General features: G+C 32.8%; 20 protein-coding genes. 6 read left to right on the top strand and 14 right to left on the bottom strand.

What is annotated here, in order from left to right; genetic code table 11:
* Window positions 1-51 precede the first annotated feature (51 nt).
* Window positions 52-987 (top strand): citrulline utilization hydrolase CtlX, encoded by a 936-nt coding sequence (gene ctlX / locus AC3VI6_RS01870; RefSeq protein WP_497704967.1) that lies wholly within the window; start codon window positions 52-54, stop codon window positions 985-987.
* Here ctlX and AC3VI6_RS01865 read toward each other — a convergent pair.
* The 9 genes from AC3VI6_RS01865 to AC3VI6_RS01825 all read right to left on the bottom strand — a co-directional run bounded on the left by AC3VI6_RS01865 (window position 984) and on the right by AC3VI6_RS01825 (window position 11753).
* Window positions 984-1436 carry a hypothetical protein gene (locus AC3VI6_RS01865; protein ID WP_497704966.1) on the bottom strand — a complete coding sequence of 151 codons (453 nt, stop codon included), beginning with the start codon at window positions 1434-1436 and terminating at the stop codon, window positions 984-986. The two genes, ctlX and AC3VI6_RS01865, sit on opposite strands and share 4 nt — an antisense overlap.
* A gap of 62 nt (window positions 1437-1498) precedes the next feature.
* The gene (locus AC3VI6_RS01860; RefSeq protein ID WP_497704965.1) at window positions 1499-4411 is read right to left on the bottom strand and encodes an FAD-binding and (Fe-S)-binding domain-containing protein; all 2913 of its coding nucleotides are present in this window, start codon (window positions 4409-4411) and stop codon (window positions 1499-1501) included.
* Between the two features lie 101 nt (window positions 4412-4512).
* Window positions 4513-4971: an Lrp/AsnC family transcriptional regulator gene (locus tag AC3VI6_RS01855; protein WP_274634258.1), complete on the bottom strand. Its 459-nt coding sequence runs from the start codon at window positions 4969-4971 to the stop codon at window positions 4513-4515.
* A 129-nt stretch (window positions 4972-5100) separates the two neighbouring features.
* On the bottom strand, window positions 5101-6522 hold the full coding sequence (hglS, locus tag AC3VI6_RS01850; RefSeq protein ID WP_497704964.1) for a 2-oxoadipate dioxygenase/decarboxylase HglS: 1422 nt from the start codon (window positions 6520-6522) through the stop codon (window positions 5101-5103).
* 281 nt (window positions 6523-6803) lie between these two features.
* Window positions 6804-7178 carry a hypothetical protein gene (locus AC3VI6_RS01845; RefSeq protein WP_497704963.1) on the bottom strand — a complete coding sequence of 125 codons (375 nt, stop codon included), beginning with the start codon at window positions 7176-7178 and terminating at the stop codon, window positions 6804-6806.
* Between the two features lie 44 nt (window positions 7179-7222).
* Window positions 7223-8683 carry a potassium/proton antiporter gene (locus AC3VI6_RS01840; protein ID WP_497704962.1) on the bottom strand — a complete coding sequence of 487 codons (1461 nt, stop codon included), beginning with the start codon at window positions 8681-8683 and terminating at the stop codon, window positions 7223-7225.
* Between the two features lie 311 nt (window positions 8684-8994).
* A complete protein-coding gene (locus tag AC3VI6_RS01835) occupies window positions 8995-10971 on the bottom strand; it encodes a PspC domain-containing protein (protein WP_497704961.1) in 1977 nt (658 codons plus the stop codon).
* Window positions 10964-11308, bottom strand: coding sequence for a PadR family transcriptional regulator (locus AC3VI6_RS01830; protein ID WP_047789417.1), 345 nt, complete (start codon window positions 11306-11308; stop codon window positions 10964-10966). The genes AC3VI6_RS01835 and AC3VI6_RS01830 overlap by 8 nt, the downstream gene beginning before the upstream one ends.
* 16 nt (window positions 11309-11324) lie before the next feature.
* Window positions 11325-11753, bottom strand: a complete 429-nt coding sequence (locus AC3VI6_RS01825) for a DUF4870 domain-containing protein (RefSeq protein WP_497704960.1) — start codon at window positions 11751-11753, stop codon at window positions 11325-11327.
* 154 nt (window positions 11754-11907) lie between these two features.
* Here AC3VI6_RS01825 and AC3VI6_RS01820 point away from each other — a divergent pair, with 154 nt between their 5' ends.
* Window positions 11908-12363: a DUF4442 domain-containing protein gene (locus AC3VI6_RS01820; RefSeq protein WP_497704959.1), complete on the top strand. Its 456-nt coding sequence runs from the start codon at window positions 11908-11910 to the stop codon at window positions 12361-12363.
* A gap of 42 nt (window positions 12364-12405) precedes the next feature.
* A complete protein-coding gene (locus tag AC3VI6_RS01815) occupies window positions 12406-13206 on the top strand; it encodes a TIGR00266 family protein (protein WP_497704958.1) in 801 nt (266 codons plus the stop codon).
* Window positions 13207-13289: 83 nt separating this feature from the next.
* Here AC3VI6_RS01815 and AC3VI6_RS01810 read toward each other — a convergent pair whose 3' ends face one another.
* Entirely contained in the window at window positions 13290-14681 is a 1392-nt protein-coding gene (locus AC3VI6_RS01810; protein ID WP_497704957.1) for a TlpA family protein disulfide reductase, read from the bottom strand.
* 166 nt (window positions 14682-14847) lie between these two features.
* On the opposite strand from AC3VI6_RS01810, the gene hutH reads away from it, so the two are divergent.
* Window positions 14848-16353: a histidine ammonia-lyase gene (gene hutH / locus AC3VI6_RS01805; RefSeq protein WP_497704956.1), complete on the top strand. Its 1506-nt coding sequence runs from the start codon at window positions 14848-14850 to the stop codon at window positions 16351-16353.
* Between the two features lie 394 nt (window positions 16354-16747).
* Window positions 16748-17713: an IS110 family RNA-guided transposase gene (locus AC3VI6_RS01800; RefSeq protein WP_497704955.1), complete on the top strand. Its 966-nt coding sequence runs from the start codon at window positions 16748-16750 to the stop codon at window positions 17711-17713.
* A gap of 55 nt (window positions 17714-17768) precedes the next feature.
* On the opposite strand, the gene AC3VI6_RS01795 is transcribed toward AC3VI6_RS01800, so the two are convergent.
* On the bottom strand, window positions 17769-18278 hold the full coding sequence (locus tag AC3VI6_RS01795; protein ID WP_520436365.1) for a hypothetical protein: 510 nt from the start codon (window positions 18276-18278) through the stop codon (window positions 17769-17771).
* A 187-nt stretch (window positions 18279-18465) separates the two neighbouring features.
* On the opposite strand from AC3VI6_RS01795, the gene AC3VI6_RS01790 reads away from it, so the two are divergent.
* Complete coding sequence (locus tag AC3VI6_RS01790) at window positions 18466-19521, top strand: IS110 family RNA-guided transposase (protein WP_497704953.1); 1056 nt, start codon at window positions 18466-18468, stop codon at window positions 19519-19521.
* Between the two features lie 334 nt (window positions 19522-19855).
* Here AC3VI6_RS01790 and AC3VI6_RS01785 read toward each other — a convergent pair whose 3' ends face one another.
* From AC3VI6_RS01785 to AC3VI6_RS01775, 3 genes are all read right to left on the bottom strand, one after another.
* Entirely contained in the window at window positions 19856-20425 is a 570-nt protein-coding gene (locus AC3VI6_RS01785) for a hypothetical protein (protein WP_497704952.1), read from the bottom strand.
* A gap of 880 nt (window positions 20426-21305) precedes the next feature.
* Complete coding sequence (locus tag AC3VI6_RS01780) at window positions 21306-21896, bottom strand: methyltransferase family protein (protein WP_497704951.1); 591 nt, start codon at window positions 21894-21896, stop codon at window positions 21306-21308.
* 142 nt (window positions 21897-22038) lie between these two features.
* Window positions 22039-24600, bottom strand: a complete 2562-nt coding sequence (locus AC3VI6_RS01775) for an ATP-dependent Clp protease ATP-binding subunit (RefSeq protein ID WP_497704950.1) — start codon at window positions 24598-24600, stop codon at window positions 22039-22041.
* Between the last annotated feature and the right edge of the window lie 265 nt (window positions 24601-24865).

Here is a 24865-nt window from a genome sequence, read left to right as displayed (position 1 = left end):
GAATATAAGAAAATAACATAAAATAATATTAAAATCTGTTACCTTCGCAGTATGCAACAAACAACGAATACAATTTTAATGGTTCGTCCTGTAAGCTTTAGGATGAATGAACAAACAGCAGTAAATAATTATTATCAGCAAGAGTTGTCGGGTATGCTACCTGCTTCTATCAATGCGAAAGCACAAGAAGAATTTGATGCTTTTGTAGAAAAATTAAGAGCTGTTGGAGTAGAAGTCGTAGTGATAGAAGATACCAAAGAACCTGACACCCCTGACGCGTTGTTTCCTAATAATTGGATTTCTTTCCATGAAAATGGAGATATTGCTATTTATCCGATGTTTGCAGAAAATCGTCGTTTAGAGCGAAGAGAAGATGTATTAGAGGTTTTGGAAGAAAAAGGTTTCTCAATAGAAAATGTAATTGATTATTCCGAAGCGGAAGAAGAAGGAATCTTTTTAGAAGGTACAGGAAGCATGATTTTAGATAGACAAAACAGAAAAGCTTATTGTGCGTTGTCTCCCCGAGCGGATGAAGAATTATTTATTGAATTCTGCGAAGATTTTGAATTTACTCCTGTAATTTTTGAAGCGAACCAAACAGTTGATGGACAAAGAGAAGCAATTTATCATACCAATGTTATGATGTGTGTTGCAGAAACTTTTGCTGTAGTGTGTTTAGATTCAATAGATAATAAAAAAGAAAAGAAAAACCTTTTAAAACATTTGAAGTCAGATAAAAAAGAGGTGATTGCTATTTCTGAGGAACAGGTAACTCAGTTTGCGGGGAATATGTTACAAGTTAGAGGGAATAATGACGAACGTTATTTAGTAATGAGTACCTCTGCATACGAATCGTTGACAAATCAGCAGTTGAAAAACTTAGAAAAGCACACAAAAATAGTCCATAGCTCGTTACAAACTATTGAAACCTGTGGAGGCGGAAGCGCACGCTGTATGATGGCTGAGGTGTTTTTACCAAAAAACTAAGTAGCCATTGAGTTTGAAACTTTATAGTTTTTATAGTATTGCATTAAGATAAAAGAACAAATTACCGAAGAGGCAATTCCTTCAATAGCCAGTGCAAATACAACTAGAGGTAAACTTAACTTTTGTCCCCAAAAAGAAGATTTTTCAAGAACATTCATAAAGCTTGGGTCAATAAAGTCTACATAAATAATTAAACTTACAATAGTTAATGCTACAGCAACAATAGAAGTTCCTATTCCCAATAAAAAATTGCTGAAGTATACTGATTCATGATTTCTAATAATGTTGGTTTTAATAGCTCTGTTAATACCGTACAGAACAAAAGCAAAGTTTAAAAAACGTAGTTCAGCAACATGTTCTAACCCCAAAATTTTCATAACTAAAAAGTAACCAGCAATGCCTGCAAAAATTAGCAAAGCATTGCTGAATATAATTCTATTGCTCGCCATAATATACTTTTTAAGATTTAGTAGTCTTAAAAGTACAAAATAATCAAGTGAAAATCAATTAATTAAAGCAAAGCTTCTCTTAAAATTGTTACAGGATGTTTTGCAATGCGTTTGGTTCCATCATAAATTTGATGACGACAACTAGTACCTGCAGCCACTATCTCTGTATCGTTTGAGCAGTTTCTAACTTTAGGAAATAGTGTGTCTTCACCCACTTGCATACTTACTTTATAATGCTCTTTTTCGTATCCAAAAGAACCCGCCATTCCACAGCAACCTGTATTCATAATAGTAACCTTATAATTTTCAGGAATGTTTAAAATTGAAAAGGATGCATGGGTACTCGATAAGGCTTTTTGATGACAGTGTCCGTGAATTTTCAATGTTTTAGTTTCATTGGTAAAAGCATTCGTGTCAATGTTTCCTTTTGAATGTTCTGAAGCTAAAAACTCTTCAAGAGTAAAACAGTTTTCAGAAAGTTTTTTCGCTGCTACCTTATCACTTGCGATTCGCAAGTATTCATCTCTAAAGGTTAAAATAGCTGAAGGCTCAATTCCGATAAGAGGTGTTTCTTCAGTAATTAAGTTTTTAAAAGTAGCCACATTTTTGTTTGCTATGTCTTTCGCTTCTTTTAAAAATCCTTTAGAAATATAGCTGCGTCCGCTTTCTTCGTGGTTTACGGTTTTTACTTCGTATCCTAGTTTTTCTAATACAACTACTGCATCTTTACCTATTTCAGCATCGTAGTAGTTCGTAAACTCATCGTTAAATAAGTAGATTGTTTTTTGAGACTTCTCGACTGCGCTCGAAGTGACATTATGAATTTTCAACCAAGCACTTAAAGGCTGTTTAGCCAATTTAGGAACCGAACGTTGTGTAGCAACTCCCATTACTTTTTTAGCTAACGTAGTATTGGTAAAGAAGTTTGTTGATGCAGGAAATTTGCTCCCTAGCTTGTTGTATTTTGCATTGTTAGCAAATAGTTTACTGCGGAAAGAGTATCCGTTTGTTTCTTGATATTGGTACAAGAATTCTGCTTTCATAGAAGCAATGTCTACGTTACTTGGACATTCACTAGCACAAGCCTTACAACTCAAACATAGGTCAAGAATTTCTTTTAATTCTTTCGAATCGAATTTGTTTTGAGCAGTATTGTTGGTCAAAACTTCACGAAGTGTATTGGCTCTAGCACGAGTAGTTTCTTTTTCGTTTCGAGTTGCTCGATAACTAGGGCATAAGGTTCCACCAGCTTCAGGAGATTTACGGCAATCACCAGAACCGTTACATTTTTCAGCCAATTTTAAAATACCTTCACTATCTGAAAAATCTTGTATGGTTTCAATATTAGGCTCTTTTCTATCAATTTCATAACGTAAGCTTTGATCCATAGGAAAAGCATCGGTAATTTTTCCTTTGTTGAACACGTTATTCGGATCAAAGGCTTTTTTAATTCTTCGTAATAACTGATAGTTTTTATCACCAATCATTAAAGGGATAAATTCTGCACGTACAATTCCATCACCGTGTTCACCACTAAATGAACCTTGGTATTTCTTAACCAATTCAGCAGTTTCAGTAGTTATCTTTCTAAACAACGTAACATCTGCAGATTTCTTTAAGTTTAAAATAGGACGTAAGTGCAATTCACCAGCTCCTGCATGTGCATAATACACCGCATCTTGCTGATATTTATCCATAATTTGCGTAAACTCTTCAATATATTCTGGTAAATCTTCAAGCGCTACTGCTGTATCTTCAATACACGCCACCGCTTTCATATCACCTACAATATTACCTAACAAACCTAAACCTGCTTTACGCAACTCGTGTACTTTGGCAATATCGTTTCCTAATACTTTCGGATAATGATATCCGAAGTTATTTGCTTTTAAATCTTCAATTAAATTATTAGCCAATACTTCAGCTTCTTCAATAGTATCAGCAGAAACTTCTAACATCAACACTGCTTCTGGATCTCCTTGTAAAAAGAAACGGTTTTTAGTTTGTTCTCTATTGTTTTTGGTACAGTCTAAAATTACTTTATCCATCAATTCACAAGCATATAATTTGTGATTCATGGCAGTTACCGTAGCTTTTAAACTCTCATTAATACTATTAAAATGCGGACAAACCATAATGCTTTGTGTAGGAGGTAAGTCGTCTAACTGTATAGTAATTGCAGTAGAAAATACTAAAGTACCTTCACTACCGGATAAGAACTTTGCAGGATTGATTGTAGGTTCTGTTCCTCCAAATAAATCAGAGGTTAAAAACTCATCAACAGCATACCCTGTATTTCTTCTATGAATGCTTTCCTTTGGAAACTCCTTTTTAATTTCTTGTTGAGCAGCTTCTGAAATAAGTTCAGTGTAAATTGCTCGATAGATATTTCCTTCTAAGGTGTTTTCTATTTTCTTCTGATTGAATTCTGCCGAAGTAACTTCAGAAAACATTACTTCACTACCATCACTCAACAATCCTTTAATAGCAATTACTTTATCTCTGGTAACACCATAACGAATCGAAGTACTTCCAGAGGAATTGTTACCAACCATTCCTCCAATCATACAGCGGTTAGAAGTTGAGGTATTCGGACCAAAGAACAAGCCGAAAGGTTTTAAAAATCGATTTAAATCATCACGAATAATTCCAGGCTCTACTGTAATCGTTTTGTTAATTTCATCAAAAGCTAAAATATTCGTGAAGTGTTTAGATACGTCAACTACAATTCCGTCTCCTACACATTGTCCCGCTAAGGAAGTTCCTGCTGTACGAGGAATTAAGGTGGTATTATTTTTAGTAGCAAAATCGATTAATTGCTGAATATCTTTTATATCCTTAGGATATGCCACAGCTAAAGGTATTTTACGATATACCGATGCATCGGTAGCGTAAATGTTTTTATGTAAATCGTCAAAAAACAATTCTCCTGTTAACGATTTTTCTAAGGCTTGTAGTTGTGTTGTTTGTGTCATTATCTAAATTACCTAAAAGGCTATTGTATTGATTGGGTAAAGTATTACTTTATCGTTACAAATATCTATAATTAAAATTTGTAAAAGAGTTTAATTGATGTTTACTCTATGGGGATGTTTCTTTTAAAACAGGTGTCAAAACATATAAAAGTATCGGTACCCGCTACTCCGTTTATCAAATGTACTTTGTCGTAGAGTATTTTTTGTAAATGTTGATTGTCTTTTGCGTAAATCAAGATGAAAATAGCGTAGTTTCCGGATACGAAATTACATTCTGTTATCTCAGGAATTTTTTCTAATTCGCGCATTACATCTTTCGCAAAACGAGCTTCACGTAAACGAATACCTGTGTATGATTTAGTTTTGTAGCCTAAGCTTTTTTCTTCTAAAACAAACTCTGCATTTTTAATTACACCTTCCGCAGTTAATTTTTTTATGCGTTGATGAATTAAGGAGTTAGAAACTTTTAACTCATCAGCAATTTGCGAATAGGCTTTACGAGCATCTAAACGAAGTTTTGATAGTATTTGTTTGTCTATATAATCAAATTGATTTTCCAAAAGAATAATATTGTTTAGTTAGAATAAACCCAATGTAAGCTACAAGATAAAGAATCTCTTTAATGAAAAAAGCGTAGCCACAAATTTACATTTACGGCTACACACTTTTTTTACTATTTGATTTTATGATTAAGCATTTATTTCTGCCAAGCAGTTTTGTATGCTTTCATCTTGCTTATCTTCATACCATTTTGTTAACGTATAAACAGGTTCCCCTAAATCTTTTTCAAATAAATCTTGATTAGAAGTACCTTGGTATTCACGTTTAGCATCATCTGTACCTAAGTTTGAAGCAAAAATTCCTGCTGCACTTACAGGTAAGAAATCTTCGTAAACCATAGGTTCTATACTTAAATAACCATCTTCTAATAACTGGTTTACATCTATTTTTGTATATACTTTTTCTTTAGATAAAGTAGCTGCTTTATTAGTAGTAAAGTAATGGAAATAAGCTAAATCTTCAGAATATAATTCTTCATAGTTATCAGGGAAAACTTTAAAATTTTCTGCTAATAATTCGTTGTATTCTGAGGCATTTTCGGCAGTTGGTGATCCACCAATAGCTTTACGTGTTTTACCTAACAGTTCATGATACAAATCAAGTCCTTTTTGAGTTAACGCTACACCACGTTGTTCAATCTCACCAAAACGAGCTTTGTGTTCGCCTATTTCTTCTTTCTCAACATTATTTTTAAAAGTTACTTTTTCAGTCAATGCTTTAAAACTTGTTTGACGTAATAAAATAGGGCATTTTCTTGCTGGAGGTCCTTCGATATTGTCTTTTGGTGGAATATTACGAGCCTCCATGCTTACTTGCACCTTGTCTATGTCTAAGGTTCTAGGAGTTAGGTGGTTGATGTGAGGTCCTTTGAAAGCAACAACATCAGCAATTAATCTGTGTTGATTTAGTAAGGCTTCGTACATTTCATAATCTACGGTAGCAGTATCGTGCCAACGAAAAGTTTCCAATGCTTCTAGTACAAAGATTTCGGCATCTTCTTTATTTAACCCTCCTTCTTTTTCAGATTTATCAATAAGTTGTAAAACTTTTTCTGTAAAAATTTGACGTTTTTCTAAAATAGTTTCAACATTGTTACGAAGCTGAGGATCATCAATTAAATCTATACGTAATAAAGAGGTAAAAACTCTGAATGGAGCTTGATTAAGAGCGGTGCTTTCAATAGCTCTAAACGCTGTAGAATGAACAGGAACACCGGCTGGAGCTAAATCATAATAACCAACAGGATACATTCCCATTACTTTAAACAAACGTCTCATCGTAAATAACTCATAAGGCTTACCCAAACGAATTGCTCCGTGGCGTTCCATATTTAATCGAGTTAATTCGCCAGTATGTGCTAACTGTTCTTCAATTTCTTTAGATTCTGAAAGAACATTTTCATTTATGCCATGAACCAAATCAAGAAGTTCACCATAAAGAGGTACCTCTTTTTTATACGTATCAGACATAATTTTAGAAAAGCGGTTACGAATGTATTCTGGAGAGACAAATTCTTCAGCTGTATATTCTAGTTTATTTTTTGAGGACATAGTTTGTTAAAATTTGTTGCAAATTAAATGAATTTAATCTTTTTTAATGTTTTTGAAAGTGAATTTTGTTTTATGGATGTTTTTTTTGAGTTAATTTAATTCTTTAAAGGAGGTTTGTTTAAATCAAAAAGACAATTTTCATAAAAAAAGTGTTTTTTAAAAGTCAATTTGACTTTGTTTTAGGGTATAAGCTTTAGTAAAACGTCTTAGAGTTTTTAGCAAACCAAGAGTAATTTAAAACCTCACATTATTCAATGTAGAGTTCTTTATTTTGAAGAGATTTAAAAGTATACAGACTCCCCATCTTCTGGAATAGCAACTTTTTCTTCTAGATTGTTTTGAATCAATATTTCTTTAAGCTTTTTTCGGGTTAAAGGACAGTGATTTATTGATTCCATGTGATTTGCCATAACTAAGCCATGTGAGTTTTTAACAAATTTGATGATATCGTCTACATTCATAATAAGATTTTTAAATACATCAAATTGAGCAGCACCACTAGCTAATACACTAATTTCAGGTTTGTATTCTTTATGTGAAGAGTATGTGTTGCTAAACTCACTAGAAAAAGATTGATCTTTTTGCGTAAAACCAATGGTAGAAAAATATACCATTGTAATAAAAAGGACGCTTAAAAATCGTAATATCTTATTCATACTACAAAATTACTTTAATAATTAAAATTAAAACCGATTATTAGTTAATTTTTAAGGCTTTCATTAATTTCTTTAAAAATAGTAGGTTTATCAGCAAGAACAATTAAAATGTCAGCAGCATTTATTGTCGTTGAACCGTTAGGAGTTATATAGTTACCATCTCTTTTTATCAAAGCTATAATGGCGTTTTTAGGAAAATCTAATTCTACAATTTTTTTGTTTGCCGATTTGCAGGATTCTGTAATTGTAATTTCTTGCATTAAAGCTTTCGGATTTTCTTCTAAGAGCATATCTGTAGCACTGAGTTTTTTTGTTTCTTCAGGTAAAGCAACATTTAACCATTTTGCAACAATACTAAGCGTTGTACCTTGTATTAAAATAGAAGTAACCGATATAAAAAATACAATGTTAAAAATAATATTAGCTTTATCTATACCCGCTAAAAGAGGATAGGTTGCAAATACTATAGGAACCGCGCCACGTAAACCAACCCACGAAATATAAAAACGTCTTCTTAACTTCATTTTAAAAAAGAGTAAACTAATAAAAACTCCCACAGGGCGAGCAATAAAAATTAAGAAGAGAGAAATGATAAGTCCAATACCAATGTAGGGAACAATTTGTGAAGGAAAAACAAGTAATCCTAATGTTAAGAATAGTACAATTTGCATTAACCAAGCTAATCCATCAAACATTTTTAAGATCGTTTTTTTATGAATTAAGTTTTGATTTCCTAAGTAAACAGCACAAATGTAAATAGCTAAAAAGCCATTACCGCCTATAAAATCGGTAAAAGAAAAAGTAATAAACATAAGAGCAATAACCAAGACAGGATACAACCCTTCAAAGTCAAGTTTTATTGAGTTTATTATTTTTTTACTAAGCATTCCAAATAAAAAACCAGCAATAGCACCAACTCCCATTTGCTGTAAAAATAAAGGTATTATAGAGGCTAAACTTTGATCTTGATGGGTAACCAACGTTAAAAAAGCAATAGTTAGTACGTACGCCATGGGGTCGTTACTACCACTTTCTAACTCTAAAGTAGGACGTAAATTTTCTCTTAACGCTAAGTTTTTAGAGCGTAAAATAGAGAATACTGCAGCAGCATCGGTAGAAGAAACAATAGCTCCTAGTAGTAAGCTTTCATAAATTGTAAAATCGGTAATATTCCATACGAAGAGACCCAAAGAAACAGCGGTAAGCAATACGCCTAAAGTAGAAAGTACCAATCCTTCTTTCAGTATGGGTTTAACAGCCTTCCAGTTTGTATCTAACCCTCCAGAAAATAGAATAAAATTTAAAGAAACAATTCCTATAAATTGTGCAGCTTTCGGGTCGTCAAAAATAATGCCACCAATACCATCAGACCCAGCGAGCATTCCAATAGTTAAAAATAGTAGCAGAGTAGGAACTCCAAATTTATACGATGTTTTTCCAACTATAATACTTATTAAAAGTAAAACCGACCCTATTAATAAAATATTTTCAATGGTTAAATTCATGCAAGGAATGTTTTAAACAAATATATAGGTTTTCGTATTTTTATTATTAAGTTTTATATAAAGAAAAAGCCAAAGCTATATAGCTTTGGCTTAACTAATAAAACCAAGTATTAGTGTCATCGGAGTTAGCTAACCAATGAACTAATGTTGTTAGTGTCAACTATATGTTAATATATGGTGTAATCATAAATTTTTATCCGTTCATTACCCATGATAGTAAGAGTGTGTATAACAGGGTAACTATTTTCATGAAGAAGTTACCTTTAAAAAAGAAGTCGAATAAATCATTCATAGTTTTTCAGTTTATGAGATTACCAAGTTTTAAAAGCTAATTCTCCCTCTTCATCATACAATCTACGGAAACCTTTAGAGATATTATCTAGTGTATTATTAGCGATTGTGATAGTACCTACATGACCATCGTTACAGTCTACTTCTAAAACAAGTTTATCAATTGTTTTGTTCTTATTGAATTTAGAGCTGACAACGTTTATATTTATGTTTTTACGATCTTCGAACCAATTAATTAATTTGTTAAGTTCATCTTCAGTAGTTTTTTTAGAAATGATAAATTCAGCTTTTATATCATTTATAGTACTGTTAAAAAGGAAACTTACTTCATCATTATTGTCAGAATTCCAATCTTCAGACTCTTCATTATTGTTGATGTCCTCTTCATCACAATCCATACATTCGAAACCTTTTGATGTCATTTTAAAATGATGATTAGCCATATCTCGATCATATATATTTTGTGTGTTTTTTACATCATCTAAGAAATTACGAGATGATCCTTCAAAATAAATAGTTGTTCCTTCAGGAATGTATATTACTGCGTTTATCTCCTCATCTTTCCAAATGTTTTTAAAAGAGCTTAAAAAGAAGGCGTCAAAAACAATCGTGTTGTTTGCTGTTTTAAAGTTGTACTGAATAGCTTCTGCATTATTGTTTGCATCATTACGTTTTTTTCCTTCAGATGTTTTTTTAATTTCAATATATGCGCTATCAGTTTCACTTTTACGAACATCAATATTAATATTGTTAGAATACTTTAATTCTTTATCGTCAACATTTACCAACATAGCGTTATCACGATTTCGTAAATTATGTAGATAATGAATGTTATCATCGTTAACAACTCGAATCTTTAATGGTTCTTGCTGATTGTAGGTAATACTATGTTTAGTAACATGTGTACCATCATACGCATGAGATGTAGCAAACTCTATTCCTGTAAAGCCTATTGCTAATAATGAGATTAACCATAAACCGAACAAGGTTAAAATAGTAGCAGTGCTTAATTTTTTAATATTCGGAGATAAAATTCGTAACCCTAAAATAAATAAGACTACAAAAGGAATACCGATTAAGAAAAACAAGAAGGTCATTAATAACCATTTAGGCATTACTGAGTCGTAGAAAAATGGTGGGTATTGAACCATGTCTCCATCGAAATTTAAAATTTCTAAGCTTCCTACAGAGAATAAACCTAACAATAATGAAATGATAGTAATACCTGCAATGAAAATTAATAAAACGCCCATGAATTTACCGAACACTTTGAATAGCGTTAGTAAAATTTTACCCATTGTGTCTAAAAAATCTTGTAATCCTGATTTAGTTTGGTTACGTAGCTTTTGGTAATCAGCATTCGAAATTTTATCCGATAAATCATGGGCGCCTTCCTTTACCTTTGATGATAAGTTTTCAAACTCATTACGAATTTTTTTTTCAATATTATCAATGTTTACGGCTTCACCTTCCATTTGTAATTTCTCAGAGGTCGTTTTAGCTTCAGGTAGAATAACCCATAAAATGATATATCCGATGATTCCAAAACCGAAACCAGCTAAGGTTAAAATAAGGAAAGCTAAACGAATCCAAACAACATCTATATTAAAATAGTGTCCAAGTCCAGAACAAACTCCTCCTAAAAACTTATCGTCACCATCTCTAAACATTTTTTTGCTAGCAGTGTTTTTTTTATAGTTGTAAGAAGTGTTTTCGCTATACGCTTCTTCAGCTTCAGCATAATCTTCAGGTTGTCCCATAATTGCGATGATTTCTTCAATATCGCTTTCATTTACTACTTGGCGAGCATCTGTAATTCTTTCTGATAATAATTCACTAATACGTGCTTCGATATCGGCAATGATTTCGTTTTTTCCTTGCGGATCATCACTTAACGAACGAGCGATAGCGTCTAAGTATCGTTTTAATTTCTGATAGGCAGTTTCATCTATGTGGAAGAAAAATCCGCCCAGGTTTATATTTATTGTCTTATTCATCTTTAGTTGATTTTGTACTTGTTACTTGGTTTACTGCGTTTACTAAATTATGCCATGTTTTGTCTAATTCTTTTAAAAACATTCCGCCATTTTCTGTGAGTACGTAATATTTTCTTGGAGGTCCAGAGGTTGATTCTTCCCATCTGTAACTTAATAATCCTGCGTTTTTTAAGCGGGTAAGTAACGGATATATGGTTCCTTCAACCACAATCATTTCTGCACTTTTAAGGTTAGAGAGTATCTCAGAGGTATAAGCATCTCCTTTTTGTAAGATTGATAAGATGCAATATTCTAAAACACCCTTACGCATTTGTGCTTTTGTGTTTTCTATCTTCATGTAATGCGGTTTATGGTTATTTTATAAATTTTATTGTAAAAGGGTAGTGATATTGTTCGCCTTTATTAGCATTCATAGCAGCGATAATTATCAATGCTATTTTTATCAGTGCTATAAGTCCTGCTAACGAAGCAAAACCTAAAAAGCCAAATAACCCTCCATAACCATGATGTCCTCCAAAGTCGATGTCAATTCCATTAAATCCGTGGAATATATTTCTAAATAAGAACGGTATAAAAGAAGCACTAACTATAAAAATGTACAATCCGAAACTAATATTAAAGTTTACGGCTTCTTTACCGTGTTCATCTAAAAATGCACTTCTCTCTTTTAAAGTTTGCCATAAGATTAAAGGAGTAATGATACTTCCTAGTGGGAATAAATATCCTGCAAATGCAGATATATGTATTAAAAAGGCATTGGTATTTTGGTTATTGTGTTGCATAATAAAATGAAATATATAATACTTTACAATGCAAATATATATCTTTTAAAAGGTATTATGCAATACATAGTACTAAAAATTAATAAAATTTAACATTTGAGTTTCGTGATTTAATTGAATAAAAAGCCGTACATTGCCTGTAAATACTGAAAAAATGAAGTTTACACCTAGAAAAGTTAATGCTTTTTTATTTTTTAAATTACCGGCAGCTTTTTTTACTGGAGTACGTTTAAAATCACTTACTGATGACACTGCTGAGGTAAAAGTTACCTACAAATGGGTAAATCAAAATCCGTTTAAATCGATGTTTTGGGCAGTGCAAGGTATGGCGTCTGAATTAGCCACAGGAGTTTTGGTAATGAAAGAGATTGCAGCGTCAAATAGAAAAATTTCGATGTTAGTAACCAACATGAATGGGACTTTTACAAAAAAAGCAACAGGAAAAATTCGTTTTGAATGCAACCAAGGACAATTAATAAGAGAAACGATTCAAAAAGCGATTGAAACAGGTGAAGGACAAACAGTAATTGTTACTGCAGAAGGTTTTAATAAGGAAGGAATTTCGGTATCGAAATTTGAGTACGAATGGAGTTTGAAAGTGAAATCGTAACAAATTACAGTTTTTGATGTCTAATAGATAAAACTAAAAAATATGAATGCACACGAAATAGATTATCGCATTTTTGGAGAAGAAATGCAGTATGTTGAAATAGAATTAGATCCGCAAGAAGGGGTAGTTGCCGAGAGTGGTAGCTTTATGATGATGGATTCTGGTGTAGGAATGAATACCATTTTTGGTGATGGCTCAAATCAAGAGAAAGGATTGTTGGGAAAGATTTTTTCTGCAGGAAAACGAATTTTAACAGGAGAAAGTTTGTTTATGACGGTGTTTACGAACGAAGGTCAAGGAAAAAAACAAGTTTCTTTTGCTTCTCCATATCCAGGAAAGATTATTCCAATCGATTTAACCGAGTTTGGTGGAAAGTTTATCTGCCAAAAAGATGCTTTTTTATGTGCAGCTAAAGGGGTATCAATAGGAATTGAGTTTTCAAAACGTTTAGGTAGAGGGTTGTTTGGTGGAGAAGGTTTTATTATGCAAAAGATGGAAGGTGATGGTATCGGATTTGTACATGCTGGAGGTACGATGGCAAAGAAAGTATTACAACCAGGTGAAGTTTTGAAAGTAGATACAGGTTGTATTGTAGGTTTTACGCAAGATGTTGATTATGATATTGAGTTTGTAGGCGGAATAAAAAACACCATATTTGGAGGTGAAGGATTGTTTTTTGCTACTCTTAAAGGCCCAGGTACCGTATATATTCAATCGTTACCGTTTAGTCGATTAGCTGGAAGAGTATTGGCAATGGCACCTCAAACAGGAAAAGGAGATAAAGGAGAAGGAAGTGTGTTAGGTGGTTTAGGAGATCTTTTAGATGGAGATAATAGGTATTAGAGTTTTTGAAATTAATATATAAACTAAAACAAAGACCGCTAATAAAAATTAGCGGTCTTTGTTATTTTATGTTGTAGATAAATTTATATACCTAATTCATCAAACATGTTGATTAATTTTTCTCCTTCAGAAGGTGCAGGAGCATTAGGGCTTATAATATTCCCATCAGGATCAACGATGATAAATCTAGGTAATCCCTTTATTAAGAAGTTTTGAGCCCATTCTAAGCGTAAGTGGCTATCACCTGCCATTAATTGTATTCCTGTCATTTCTCTATCTTGAATAGTCTCTCTCCATTTTTTCTCATTGTCTTTTTCATCAACATTAATACTTACAAACTCAATGTTTTTACCGTGGTATTCTTGCTCTAATCTTTTTAATAAAGGAATTTCTCTTTTACAAAAACCACACCATGTAGCCCAAACATCAATGTATAAGTACTTACCTTTACCTAATAAATCATCCATAGAGGTTGTACCGCCATTATAATTAACGTAATCCTTAAATTTAGGAGCAGGTTGCCCTTTTGCAGTGGTTTTTAATAATTCATAATCTTCAGTAATTTCTTCTTTATGTGCTTCATTAGTAGAGTACGCCATAAACTTTCTATAAAACTCTTTCAAGTCACTGGTGTACGTAATACTGTTTTGGGCACTTTTATATAGTAAATCATTTTTTGCGATTGTGTCAGTTACTTCTGTATGAACAGTCTCTAAATAAGTTAAGTATAAATCTTCACCTTCTTTATTCTTTTCTTTAGCTATTTTGTTAAGCTCATCTTCTAACATAGTTCTGTAGAAGTAAGAATGTACATAATCGTTATCATTACTAAAGTTGAAATTCTCTAGAGGGTCAGGAAAGTTTTCAGAAACTTTAAAATCCTTGTTTCTTGTTAAAGTAGCATGAAAATCTTGGTAATTATATAAGTTTCTTAAGCACTCGTAATCAATATTTTTAACTTCGTGTTTTAAGAAATCAGCAGGTAACTGTTTAGAAATTGAAAGTTCAGTTAAGGCTTCTTTATATTCATCGGTTTTAGCTAAAAATTCCTCTTCTTCCAACGCAAAAAATTGGTTAGCACTAACAATAATATCACTCCAAGTCTTTTGCTTCTCAACAAAATAGTTGTTAATGTTTGCGTGTGCACCTTCAAAATTAACAACGTCAGCATTTTTATAATCAAATACAAGACCTGCGTCGTCTGTTTTAGTTAGGTATAGGTTAAGAGGTGTTTTGTTGAAAAACAAAGTATAGTAACCATCTCTATCAATTTTAAGGGTATCAACAAAAGAACCAGTTTCTCTATCAAACTTTATTTTTTTCTCAAATTTAAAGCCAGATAAAGTAATATCTCTTCGTTTAAAGTTTTCAACTTTACCAGATAAAATCAGATAGTCTTTTACAGGTGCTTGTTCCTCTTTTTTACATGAAATTATGGTAACTCCTATGAGGGCTAAAAGTACTAGTTTTTTCATTATTTCTCGTTTAATAAATATGGTGTTCAAGGCGTCGAAGTTAGTTTTTTTAACGTTTTTATCAAAGAAATTAACATATTATTTAAATACCCCTACTTTTTTGTACGAAAAGATCTTGAAAATTTATCTTTTTTTAGGTTCTTTGTACACCTCAAAAAATATTAAAATGGATACTACACATATAATAAGTTCACAACCAATAGGTTTAGAAGATATTCATAGTATTGTATTACTAAATATAAAACTTTCATTATCAGAAGAATCAAGACAAAAGATACAAAAGTGTCGTACGTATCTTGATGAGAAAATGAAAACACATAGCGATCCTATTTATGGAATTAATACAGGATTTGGTTCGTTATGTAATGTGAAGATTAGCGGAGAGAATTTACAACAATTACAAGAAAACTTAGTAATGAGTCATGCTTGCGGAACAGGTGATGAAGTGCCACAAGAGATTGTAAAATTAATGTTGTTGTTAAAAATTCAATCGTTAAGCTACGGACATTCAGGTGTGCAATTAGCAACAGTTGATCGTTTGATAGATTTTTACAACAACGATATTCTTCCAGTAATTTATGCGCAAGGATCATTAGGAGCATCAGGAGATTTAGCTCCGTTAGCACACTTATCGTTACCGTTAATTGGTTTAGGAGAAGTATATGTTGATGGAGAGCGAATTTCAGGAGAAGCGTTGTTAGTAAAGTTTGGATGGGAGAAAATCAACCTACAATCTAAAGAAGGATTAGCCTTGTTAAACGGAACTCAGTTTATGAGTGCTTACGGAGTGCATAATTTATTAAAAGCGTATAAATTATCGTACTTATCAGATGTTATTGGAGCTGCTTCGTTAGAAGCTTTTGATGGAAGAATAGAGCCTTTTAATGAGTTGATTCATTTAGTGCGTCCGCACAACGGACAGTTAGCTACAGCAAAACGTATTTCTGAATTATTAGCAGGAAGTGAGTTGATCGCGCAACCTAAAGAACACGTACAAGATCCGTATTCGTTTAGATGTATGCCACAAGTTCACGGAGCAACGAAAGATACTTTAGAGTTTGTAAAGAAAACATTTGTAACAGAAATTAATTCGGTAACGGATAATCCAAATGTGTTTGTGGATGAAGATATCGTGGTTTCTGGAGGAAATTTCCACGGACAACCGTTAGCGTTAGCCTTAGATTATTTAGCAATTGCGATTGCTGAATTAGGAAATATTTCTGAAAGAAGAACCTATCAGTTAATTTCTGGTTTACGCGGATTGCCAGCGTTCTTGGTTTCTAACCCAGGATTGAATAGTGGATTTATGATTCCTCAGTATACAGCAGCAAGTATTGTAAGTGCCAATAAGCAGTTCTGTACACCATCGAGTATTGATTCTATTGTGTCGAGTAACGGACAAGAAGATCATGTGAGTATGGGGGCAAATGCAGCTGTAAAAGCTAAAAAAGTAATTGACAATGTATGCTCGGTATTGGCTATTGAGTTGATGAATGCTTCACAAGGATTATCTTTTAGAGAGCATAATACTTCTGAGTTTTTAGCTTCTTTTGTAGAGATGTTTAGAGAAGATGTACCTGTGGTAAATGACGATAGAGTATTGCATAACGATATTAAAAATGCAGAAAGCTTTATTAATAACTTAACTATTGAAGTAGAAGAGTTGTTTTAAGGAATAATAAAATCATATAAAAAAAACTCCAGCTGTAATTTCCAGTTGGAGTTTTTTGTTTTTAACGGTTTTGTATATGAAAAGTAGCGGATTTTAGTCACTAACTTTATGTATTTGTGCTGACCTTAAATTTATTCATTTTCTTTCGATTAAGCGATTAAACCGCTATTTTTTATATACGTCTTAAGTTAGCAATTGTTTAACTTTAGTAATAAAAACCAGAAAGAAAAAAGCGTAGAGTAAGGTTATGATATACGTTGAAACCTAGATTTCGTCAACATTGATAATCCCTACGCTTTACTACTTTAAATTCGTTCAGTTCTGTGAGACCAAGATCTCGATTTCAAGTTGTTGAATTGATAGTAGTTATTTTTCTTTCCAATCCTTTTTTCTTATGAGTAAAAATAAACAATTTTTAGGAATCGATGTAAGTAAAGATGTTTTAGATGTGTATGATTATCAAGGTAATTGGTATCAGTTTAAAAATGATGCATCAGGCTTTAAAGAGCTGTTGTTAATCACAAGTGATTTAACTCATTGTATAATGGAAGCCACAGGGTATTATCATGTACGATTAGCTTATTTTTTAACAGAAAAAGGAGTTTTGGTATCAGTAGAAAATCCGTTGAAGATAAAACGTTTTATTCAAATGAGTTTATCAAAAGTAAAGACGGATAAGAGTGATGCAAAGCAGTTATATAATTATGGCGTAAGTCAAGCTCCTTCTATATGGAAAGGAGAAAGCAAGGATCAACAAGAATGTTTACAAATAGTACGTTTGTTGAGTGTTTACACGAAACAATCTACTCAATTAAAGAATAAGCTTCATGGCGAATCAGTATTAGGAACTCCATCGAAATTGGTAGTTAGTTCCTTAAAAAGGCAACTAAAAAATATACAAAAAGAGATGGTTAAATTAGAAGATTTGTTGCTAGAGAATGTAAAAAAGAGCTATCAAGAAGAAGTGACTTTATTAAAGTCTATTCCAGGAATAGGAGGTAAAACAGCATTAATGTTATTAGTTTTTACCGATGGATTTAAGCGCTTTACTTCGGCAAAGGAGCTGTGCAGTTACGCAGGTATAACTCCTGTTATTAGAGAGTCAGGCAGTAGTATAAAAGGAAGACCTCGAATAAGTAAAATGGGTAATCCAAAGCTTAGAAATTTATTGTTTATGTGTAGTTTTAATGCTTGTAAATACAACAAAGCATGTAGAGAACTTTATGACCGAATTGTAGCTAGGGGTAAGAGTAAAAAACTTGCTTTAATAGCGGTGTGTAATAAGCTACTAAAACAAGCTTTTGCAATAATAAAAAGTGGTTTGCCTTATGATGCAAATTATAAAAGTACTTTGGTTTAAAAAAGTATAAAATTTACTTGTTTTTTACCTCAGTTCTTTGTTGTGCAACGTATTTTCATAAATTCCTTTTTAGTTTTTTAAAGCAAAAGTCAGAGTCAAATATATTACAGATTGATTTAATTAATTCTTTCGCTTGTTTTTTGTCATTTATCGGAATATAAACTTGATTGACACCATTCCAGTTATGAGTGAAATTCAGTTCGACAATCAGGTTTGCTTTATTCCATTCAAACTTGTCAGATGAATTTATACTTTCATATTCGTTATTTTCCATATTCAGATATAGCTTTTTCAACAGCTTTTTTGAAGTCAGAAGTTCAATAATTTTCGTGTTTTTTATTGAATCAGTTTTTATATCTCCACACTGTTCCATTGTCAAATCTTCAACTTCCCATTCCTCTGTGTAGATTCCGATTGAAAAGTCCTTATTAGGAATTATCAAATTCGTGCATAAAATCTTTGAAGACCTTTTAATATCTGAAAGAGTTTTTTCATACGTAATTTCATTCTGTGAAAACGAAAATGTAAAGATGAAAAGGAATAATATGTTAATCGTAAATTTCATTTTCATATGTTGCACAACGGTTTGGCTATGGTTTGTTGCGTGAAAATCCGCGAGGATTTTCCGCTATAGAACCAAAGATAGCAAAAGTGCGAGGAATTTCAGTTATGAAATTCCGAAGCAATGAATTATAGCATCCATGAAAAAGCAGTAAGACGAGTATCTTTAAAGTTCACAAAAACATAAAGATATGAATACTCAAATTACTGCCGACACTAAATTATATATAGGAATTGACATACACAAGCGCAGCTGGAAAGTTCATTGTTCAACAGATCTATTTTCTGGCAAAAGTTTTAGTATGCCACCAGACCCTTTGCAATTGAAAGCTTATGTTGATAGACATTTTTCGGGATATGATGTAAGTACAGCTTATGAGGCAGGATGTTGTGGCTATTATGCCCATCGTTGTTTTGAGAGTTATGGCTGGCGCTCTTTAGTAGTTAATCCTGCCGATATCCATCGTAAGGGGAAAGAGCGTTTTACAAAGACCGATCGTATAGATGCACAGTTGATTAGTAGAGAATTGAAAGATGGTCGATTAAGTAGTATTTATGTGCCCGATGAGCATCGTGAAGCTTTGCGTAGTTTATTTCGTAGGCGTAATGATTTGGTAAAGGATTTTAGACGTATCAAGAGTTACATAAAAATGCAGTTGCTCTACTTTGGAATAAAAGTTCCAGAACAGTACGATAATGACCATTGGAGTCATGGTTTTCGGGGGTGGTTAGATGATATAATATTTGAATATGCAATAGCAAAAGCAAGCTTAGAGAGTAGGATGCGTTATTTTCGATTTGTAGATGAAGATTTACGTTTAGTTAGTAATCAGTTAAGAGCTTATTGTCGTAAGCATTTTAAGAAAGATTATTATTTGCTTAGAAGCATACCGGGTATTGGTGGAATTGTAGCTTGTGGAATTATTAGTGAATTAGGAGATTTACGCAGGTTTAATAGCATAAAACACTTGGCAGGTTATGTAGGGTTAGCTCCAGGTATTTATCAGAGTGGTGATAATTATAAAACGATAGGTATAACGCCACGAGCACATCGATTAATGCGATCATATTTTATAGAAGCCTCATGGCAGGCGATTCGAACAGACCCAGTGATGCAGCATTATTACCGAAAGCATTATGGTAAGGATACTAAGAAGATAATCATAAAGATAGCTCGTAAGTTACTTAGTAGAACTTTGGCCGTTATCAAAACAGAGACTCCTTATGAGATAGGAGTTATAGAATAGTATATAAATCAATAACAAAGCTCAGAAAAGAAGTATTTAGAGTCCATATCACAAAACAACGTGGGTGACTTCAAAATTAACCCGAAGATCACATTTTTATAGCAAGTGGCTGGACTTATTATAACTTATAATCATACAGATGCTGGTGACGACCAATAGAGTTGATCACATATAGGATGCGGAGCAAGTTATAAGGTATTGAAGTATTGATAATCCTTCGGAATTATCAACAATTCAACACCCTAAAATTATTATTATGTAAGAATTAAAAATAAATATAGTAACTTTGAAAAACTAGACTAGTGCTTTTCATAGGACACGTTGTTGCCCACAGTTATTTCGTTATTTTGTCCAATTGCATTTTCGTTGCCTTTACTAAAGATTTTGGCATTATCTTCGATGCTTTTTCAAATTCATTTTCAGTTTCTAATTCAAAACGTCCATTGGTCTCATATTGATATGTCAATTTAGTAAAAAGTCCAAAATATTTATAATGTTCATCTGAAATCATTGTTTCAATATCGTTTGGATTAACGTTGATATAAGAATTGTCTTTTCCATAATTACCTATAATCCGTAAAACTGCTAATTCTACATCTCGTTCTTTACCATTAGAAGTTAATCTTTGATAACGCTTTCTATCAGTAAAAAATGTTCCTGATTTATTTGGTATCGTTGTTGCCAAAAATATTCCTATTGACGCAAGTGCACCAATTAAAATAATATGTGAGGATTGAAATTCAAATGCGTAATATATTATTCCTAAAATTATAGCAAGAATAACGGATGCAATTGGTCCTGCAAGGCATATTATTGCAAGTTTTTTACTATTTTCAGGGTTATCTTCTTTTGGTAATGTCGAGGCAATACCTCCGTAATGTGCTATATTTTTATTTAGGAACAATTTAATTTTATTATCCTCCCTTTTAATTCCTAAAGGTCACTACCACAAAAAGTTCAAACCTAAAACCTTGAAATAAACCGGCAATTAAATGACCTAATTCGTGAACACCAAGTACTACAAAAAGTAAGATTATAATACTCAATATTTCTAAAATCTTTATTACCATTCGAGTTTTTTTTAATTGTGGGCAACGGTTTTGGCTATGATTTCGTTGCGGAAAAATACGCAGGATTTATTCCGTTGTAGCTCAAAGATAGAACAAAGCGTGGAATTTTCGGTAGAAAATTCCGCCGCAATGAATTATAGCCGTTGTTACCTAAAGTAGCGACACGCTCTGCTTGGAAGGTTCTGCTTTGCCGTCCAGATTTTTTTTCCGCTCTGATTTTATTCCGCTTAGTGTTTTTTATTCAGTTACCTTTTAATTTGTTTCGGATATGGAAATCTCAAAATCTTTTTTTCGTTTACTTCAAATTTTTGATTCGACCTTAATTCCGCTTAATTTTTAAATTCGCTTTTTATTTTTTTGCACGATATAGTTTTATTCATTTTTTTCAGCGTAGCGCTATTTCATTCCGCGTTGTGCTTTTCAATTCCGCTGTTCTCTTTTTAAGTCAGTTAAATTTTCAAACACTCGGATTTATCATTTCTCCGTTCCGCTTTCGATTCCGAGCTATTTTAGGTAACTAGTTTATATACGTAATAAAATTACTATTATACGGCTTATCTAGAAGTATATGCGGAATTTTTAGCAATTTATTCTTTTTTCAATTTTGAGAGTTCAATATACTAAAAAAAAACTAAGCGGTTACTTAGGTTTTTTATTCTCAGTGTTTTTATGCTGTTTTGGTTTGTTCTAGTATGAGATTTTTTAGTTTTAAAATTATTTAACGGCAATAATGGCGCTTGCAGGTCCTGTTAAATGCATCATTCTGGTGTTGTATTTAGAAAAATCTATATCGCGAGCTAACTTCATAAAATTTCCTATCTGAACACCAGACATTCCATGTATAAATTCTCGGAGCCTGTTTTCATCGGCATAAATCGCTTCAAAGAGCGGTTTACCACCATTTTTTGTTTCATTTTGTGGTTTTCCGGTTAGTAAAGCTTCTTCTAAATTGTTCCAAAAAGGATACAATCGGTTGTTAGACATTTCTAAAATACCACCGATGTAACTGGGTTTGTTTTTGTCTAAAAATAAGTTAGAGTCTTCAGAGTTACTATAGGTTGCATTTTCTTTTAACCCAGAACGATTTAAAAAACCCAAGGCAACCAAGGTGTCAAGAAAATCGAAAAGAGATCTGTCATGAAGATTGAGTTTCTCTTGAATTTCTTTTCCTGATAGTTCACCATTGGCTAAATGTGTAAACAACCCCATTTTAACAGCAGTAAGTAACGTTTTGGAAGCCCAAAATCCCATACCTACTTCCATAATTCTTGAGGGTGTAATTTGATTTTCAGTAGTAGAGTTCATAGTTTGGTTATTGTGGTTAATAATTAATCTTTGGATTAAGTTAAGCTCAATTATTAGGGATTAATCAAACTATTTTATGAATGAGGGAAAATCAAGGGAATAAAAAAATCCCAAGTACTTTAGTGCTCGGGATTTTTATTTTTTAATTGTCTTCGTCTATTTCTGTTCTAGACTCTTTAGGTTTTTCACCTTTTTCTATTTTGATGAGTAGTTTTTGATCTTTCTCATCTAAATCCATGAAGATGGTATCGCCTTCGTTTAGTTTGGAGTTTACAATCTCTTCAGCTAAAGCATCTTCAATATATTTTTGAATGGCTCTTTTTAAAGGACGCGCTCCATATTGTTTGTCAAAACCTTTATCGGCAATATAGTCTTTAGCTTTTTCACTTAAGGTAAGCTTGTAGCCTAAATCGTCAATACGTTTTAATAACTTATCTAATTCAATATCAATAATCTTATGAATGTCTTCACGCTCTAATGAGTTGAAGATGATAACATCATCAATACGGTTTAAGAATTCAGGTGCAAACGACTTTTTTAAAGCGTTTTCAATCACGCTGCGTGCATTGGCATCCTCTTGTTCTTTTTTAGAGGTAGTACCAAAACCAACACCACCACCAAAGTCTTTCAACTTACGAACACCGATGTTAGAAGTCATGATAATCACCGTGTTTCTAAAATCGATTTTACGACCTAAACTATCCGTGATATGTCCGTCGTCTAACACTTGTAATAACATGTTAAATACATCTGGATGTGCTTTTTCAATCTCATCTAATAAGATTACTGAGTATGGCTTACGACGCACTTTTTCGGTTAATTGTCCACCTTCTTCGTAACCAACATATCCTGGAGGCGCACCAATTAAACGAGAAATCGCAAATTTTTCCATGTATTCACTCATGTCAATTCTAATAAGAGAATCTTCAGAGTCAAATAACTCACGAGCTAATACTTTTGCTAATTGCGTTTTACCAACACCCGTAGAACCTAAGAAAATAAACGAACCAATTGGTTTGTTCGGGTCTTTTAATCCTACACGGTTTCTTTGAATTGCTTTTATCACCTTAGTAACCGCTTCTTCTTGACCAATTACCTTACCTTTAATTAATTGAGGTAACTCTGCCAATCGACTACTTTCAGCTTCGGCAACACGATTTACAGGAATACCTGTCATCATCGATACTACTTCTGCAACATTATCTTCAGTAACCGTTTCACGGTGCATTTTAGAATCTTCTTCCCATTGATGTTGTGCTGACTCTAAAGCAGTTTCAATATTTTTTTCATCATCACGAAGCTTAGCAGCTTCCTCATATTTTTGTCCGCTTACCGCTTTGGTTTTACGATCACGAATTTCTTCAAGTTTAGATTCTAGTTCTAAAATTTGCTGAGGTACTACAATGTTGGTGATATGAATTCTCGATCCAGCTTCATCCAACGCATCAATTGCCTTGTCTGGTAAAAAACGATCGGTCATATAACGGTTCGTTAATTTCACACAAGCTTCAATAGCTTCATCAGTAAAGGTAACATGATGATGTGATTCATATTTTCCTTTGATGTTGTGTAAAATTTGAATGGTTTCTTCTACTGTAGTAGGATCAACAATTACCTTTTGAAAACGACGTTCTAAAGCTCCGTCTTTTTCAATATTGGTTCTGTATTCATCTAGAGTAGTGGCACCAATACATTGAATTTCTCCTCTAGCTAAAGCGGGCTTTAACATGTTAGATGCATCTAATGAACCTGTAGCTCCACCAGCACCAACAATGGTGTGGATTTCATCAATAAAAAGAATAATATCATCGTTCTTTTCAAGCTCATTCATCAACGCCTTCATACGCTCTTCGAACTGACCACGGTACTTCGTTCCTGCAACTAAGCTAGCTAAATCTAAAGAAACGATACGCTTGTCGAATAAAATTCGAGATACTTTTCTGTCAACAATACGCAACGCTAATCCTTCTGCAATGGCAGATTTACCAACTCCTGGTTCACCAATTAGCATTGGGTTGTTCTTTTTTCGTCTACTTAAAATTTGAGAAACGCGTTCTATTTCTTTTAAACGACCTACTACAGGGTCTAGCTTACCTGCAATGGCTAAAGCTGTTAAATCACGCCCGAAATTGTCTAAAACAGGTGTTTTAGATTTCTTTACTTGCTTGCCTTTTTGAGGTTGTTGCCCATAAGGATTTGTTTTGTCATCAGCAAAATCATCTTCAGAAGGCGTTTCACTTATAGGAGAGATGTACGTGTCGTCATCAACATGTAACTCTTTGTATAAGCTTTTTGCTTGCTCGTAATCTACATCATACTTTTGAAGTAGTTTTGTTGTAGGGTCATTTTCGTTACGTAAAATACATAACAATAAATGAGCAGTGTCAATAGCATTGCTTTGATATAATTTAGCTTCTAAAAACGTTGTTTTTATAGCTTTCTCTGCTTGTCTTGTAAGGTGTAAACTCTTTCTTTGTGAGTTTGCTATAGATGGGGTTGTAGGGTTTAACTTCTCTAATTTATTGCGAACTAAATCTAAGTCTACATCGAAAGTAGTTAATATTTCGATGGCTTTCCCGTCACCTTTCCTTATCAAACCTAACAATAGATGCTCTGTTCCGATAAAGTCATGACCTAGTCGTAAGGCCTCTTCTTTACTGAAAGTGATTACATCTCTTACTTGTGGTGAAAAATTATCGTCCATAAATTTATTTTCTGTCTTTGTAAAGTTAGTAAGTTTTTTTCTTAAAAATTACAAAAAAGGTGCCAATAGTTTTTAACTGACATTATGACGAGTAAAATAAGCGTTTTTAATGTTTAAAACCTCGTGAAATTGTTAATAAGTATCTTAAAAGAATAGGGATATTTTTTGTGTAAAACTGAGGGTTGTAGTATCTTGCAATGTTTTAGAAAATGCGACAAATAAAATTGCATTTTAAAAGTGAGTTTTATCGAGTGTAAAATTCACT

The organism is Tenacibaculum sp. TB-56 (assembly GCF_059716275.2).
The sequence above is the reverse complement of the archived record's forward strand: the minus strand, read 5'-3'. Positions and strand labels throughout refer to the sequence as shown.

Bases quoted from the DNA above. Each gene is read 5' to 3' on its own strand.
- ctlX (WP_497704967.1), top strand. From the start codon at position 52: ATGCAACAAACAACGAATACAATTTTAATGGTTCGTCCTGTAAGCTTT.
- AC3VI6_RS01865 (WP_497704966.1), bottom strand. From the start codon at position 1,436: ATGGCGAGCAATAGAATTATATTCAGCAATGCTTTGCTAATTTTTGCA.
- AC3VI6_RS01860 (WP_497704965.1), bottom strand. From the start codon at position 4,411: ATGACACAAACAACACAACTACAAGCCTTAGAAAAATCGTTAACAGGA.
- hglS (WP_497704964.1), bottom strand. From the start codon at position 6,522: ATGTCCTCAAAAAATAAACTAGAATATACAGCTGAAGAATTTGTCTCT.
- AC3VI6_RS01845 (WP_497704963.1), bottom strand. From the start codon at position 7,178: ATGAATAAGATATTACGATTTTTAAGCGTCCTTTTTATTACAATGGTA.
- AC3VI6_RS01840 (WP_497704962.1), bottom strand. From the start codon at position 8,683: ATGAATTTAACCATTGAAAATATTTTATTAATAGGGTCGGTTTTACTT.
- AC3VI6_RS01835 (WP_497704961.1), bottom strand. From the start codon at position 10,971: ATGAATAAGACAATAAATATAAACCTGGGCGGATTTTTCTTCCACATA.
- AC3VI6_RS01830 (WP_047789417.1), bottom strand. From the start codon at position 11,308: ATGAAGATAGAAAACACAAAAGCACAAATGCGTAAGGGTGTTTTAGAA.
- AC3VI6_RS01825 (WP_497704960.1), bottom strand. From the start codon at position 11,753: ATGCAACACAATAACCAAAATACCAATGCCTTTTTAATACATATATCT.
- AC3VI6_RS01820 (WP_497704959.1), top strand. From the start codon at position 11,908: ATGAAGTTTACACCTAGAAAAGTTAATGCTTTTTTATTTTTTAAATTA.
- AC3VI6_RS01815 (WP_497704958.1), top strand. From the start codon at position 12,406: ATGAATGCACACGAAATAGATTATCGCATTTTTGGAGAAGAAATGCAG.
- AC3VI6_RS01810 (WP_497704957.1), bottom strand. From the start codon at position 14,681: ATGAAAAAACTAGTACTTTTAGCCCTCATAGGAGTTACCATAATTTCA.
- hutH (WP_497704956.1), top strand. From the start codon at position 14,848: ATGGATACTACACATATAATAAGTTCACAACCAATAGGTTTAGAAGAT.
- AC3VI6_RS01800 (WP_497704955.1), top strand. From the start codon at position 16,748: ATGAGTAAAAATAAACAATTTTTAGGAATCGATGTAAGTAAAGATGTT.
- AC3VI6_RS01795 (WP_520436365.1), bottom strand. From the start codon at position 18,278: ATGAAATTTACGATTAACATATTATTCCTTTTCATCTTTACATTTTCG.
- AC3VI6_RS01790 (WP_497704953.1), top strand. From the start codon at position 18,466: ATGAATACTCAAATTACTGCCGACACTAAATTATATATAGGAATTGAC.
- AC3VI6_RS01780 (WP_497704951.1), bottom strand. From the start codon at position 21,896: ATGAACTCTACTACTGAAAATCAAATTACACCCTCAAGAATTATGGAA.
- AC3VI6_RS01775 (WP_497704950.1), bottom strand. From the start codon at position 24,600: ATGGACGATAATTTTTCACCACAAGTAAGAGATGTAATCACTTTCAGT.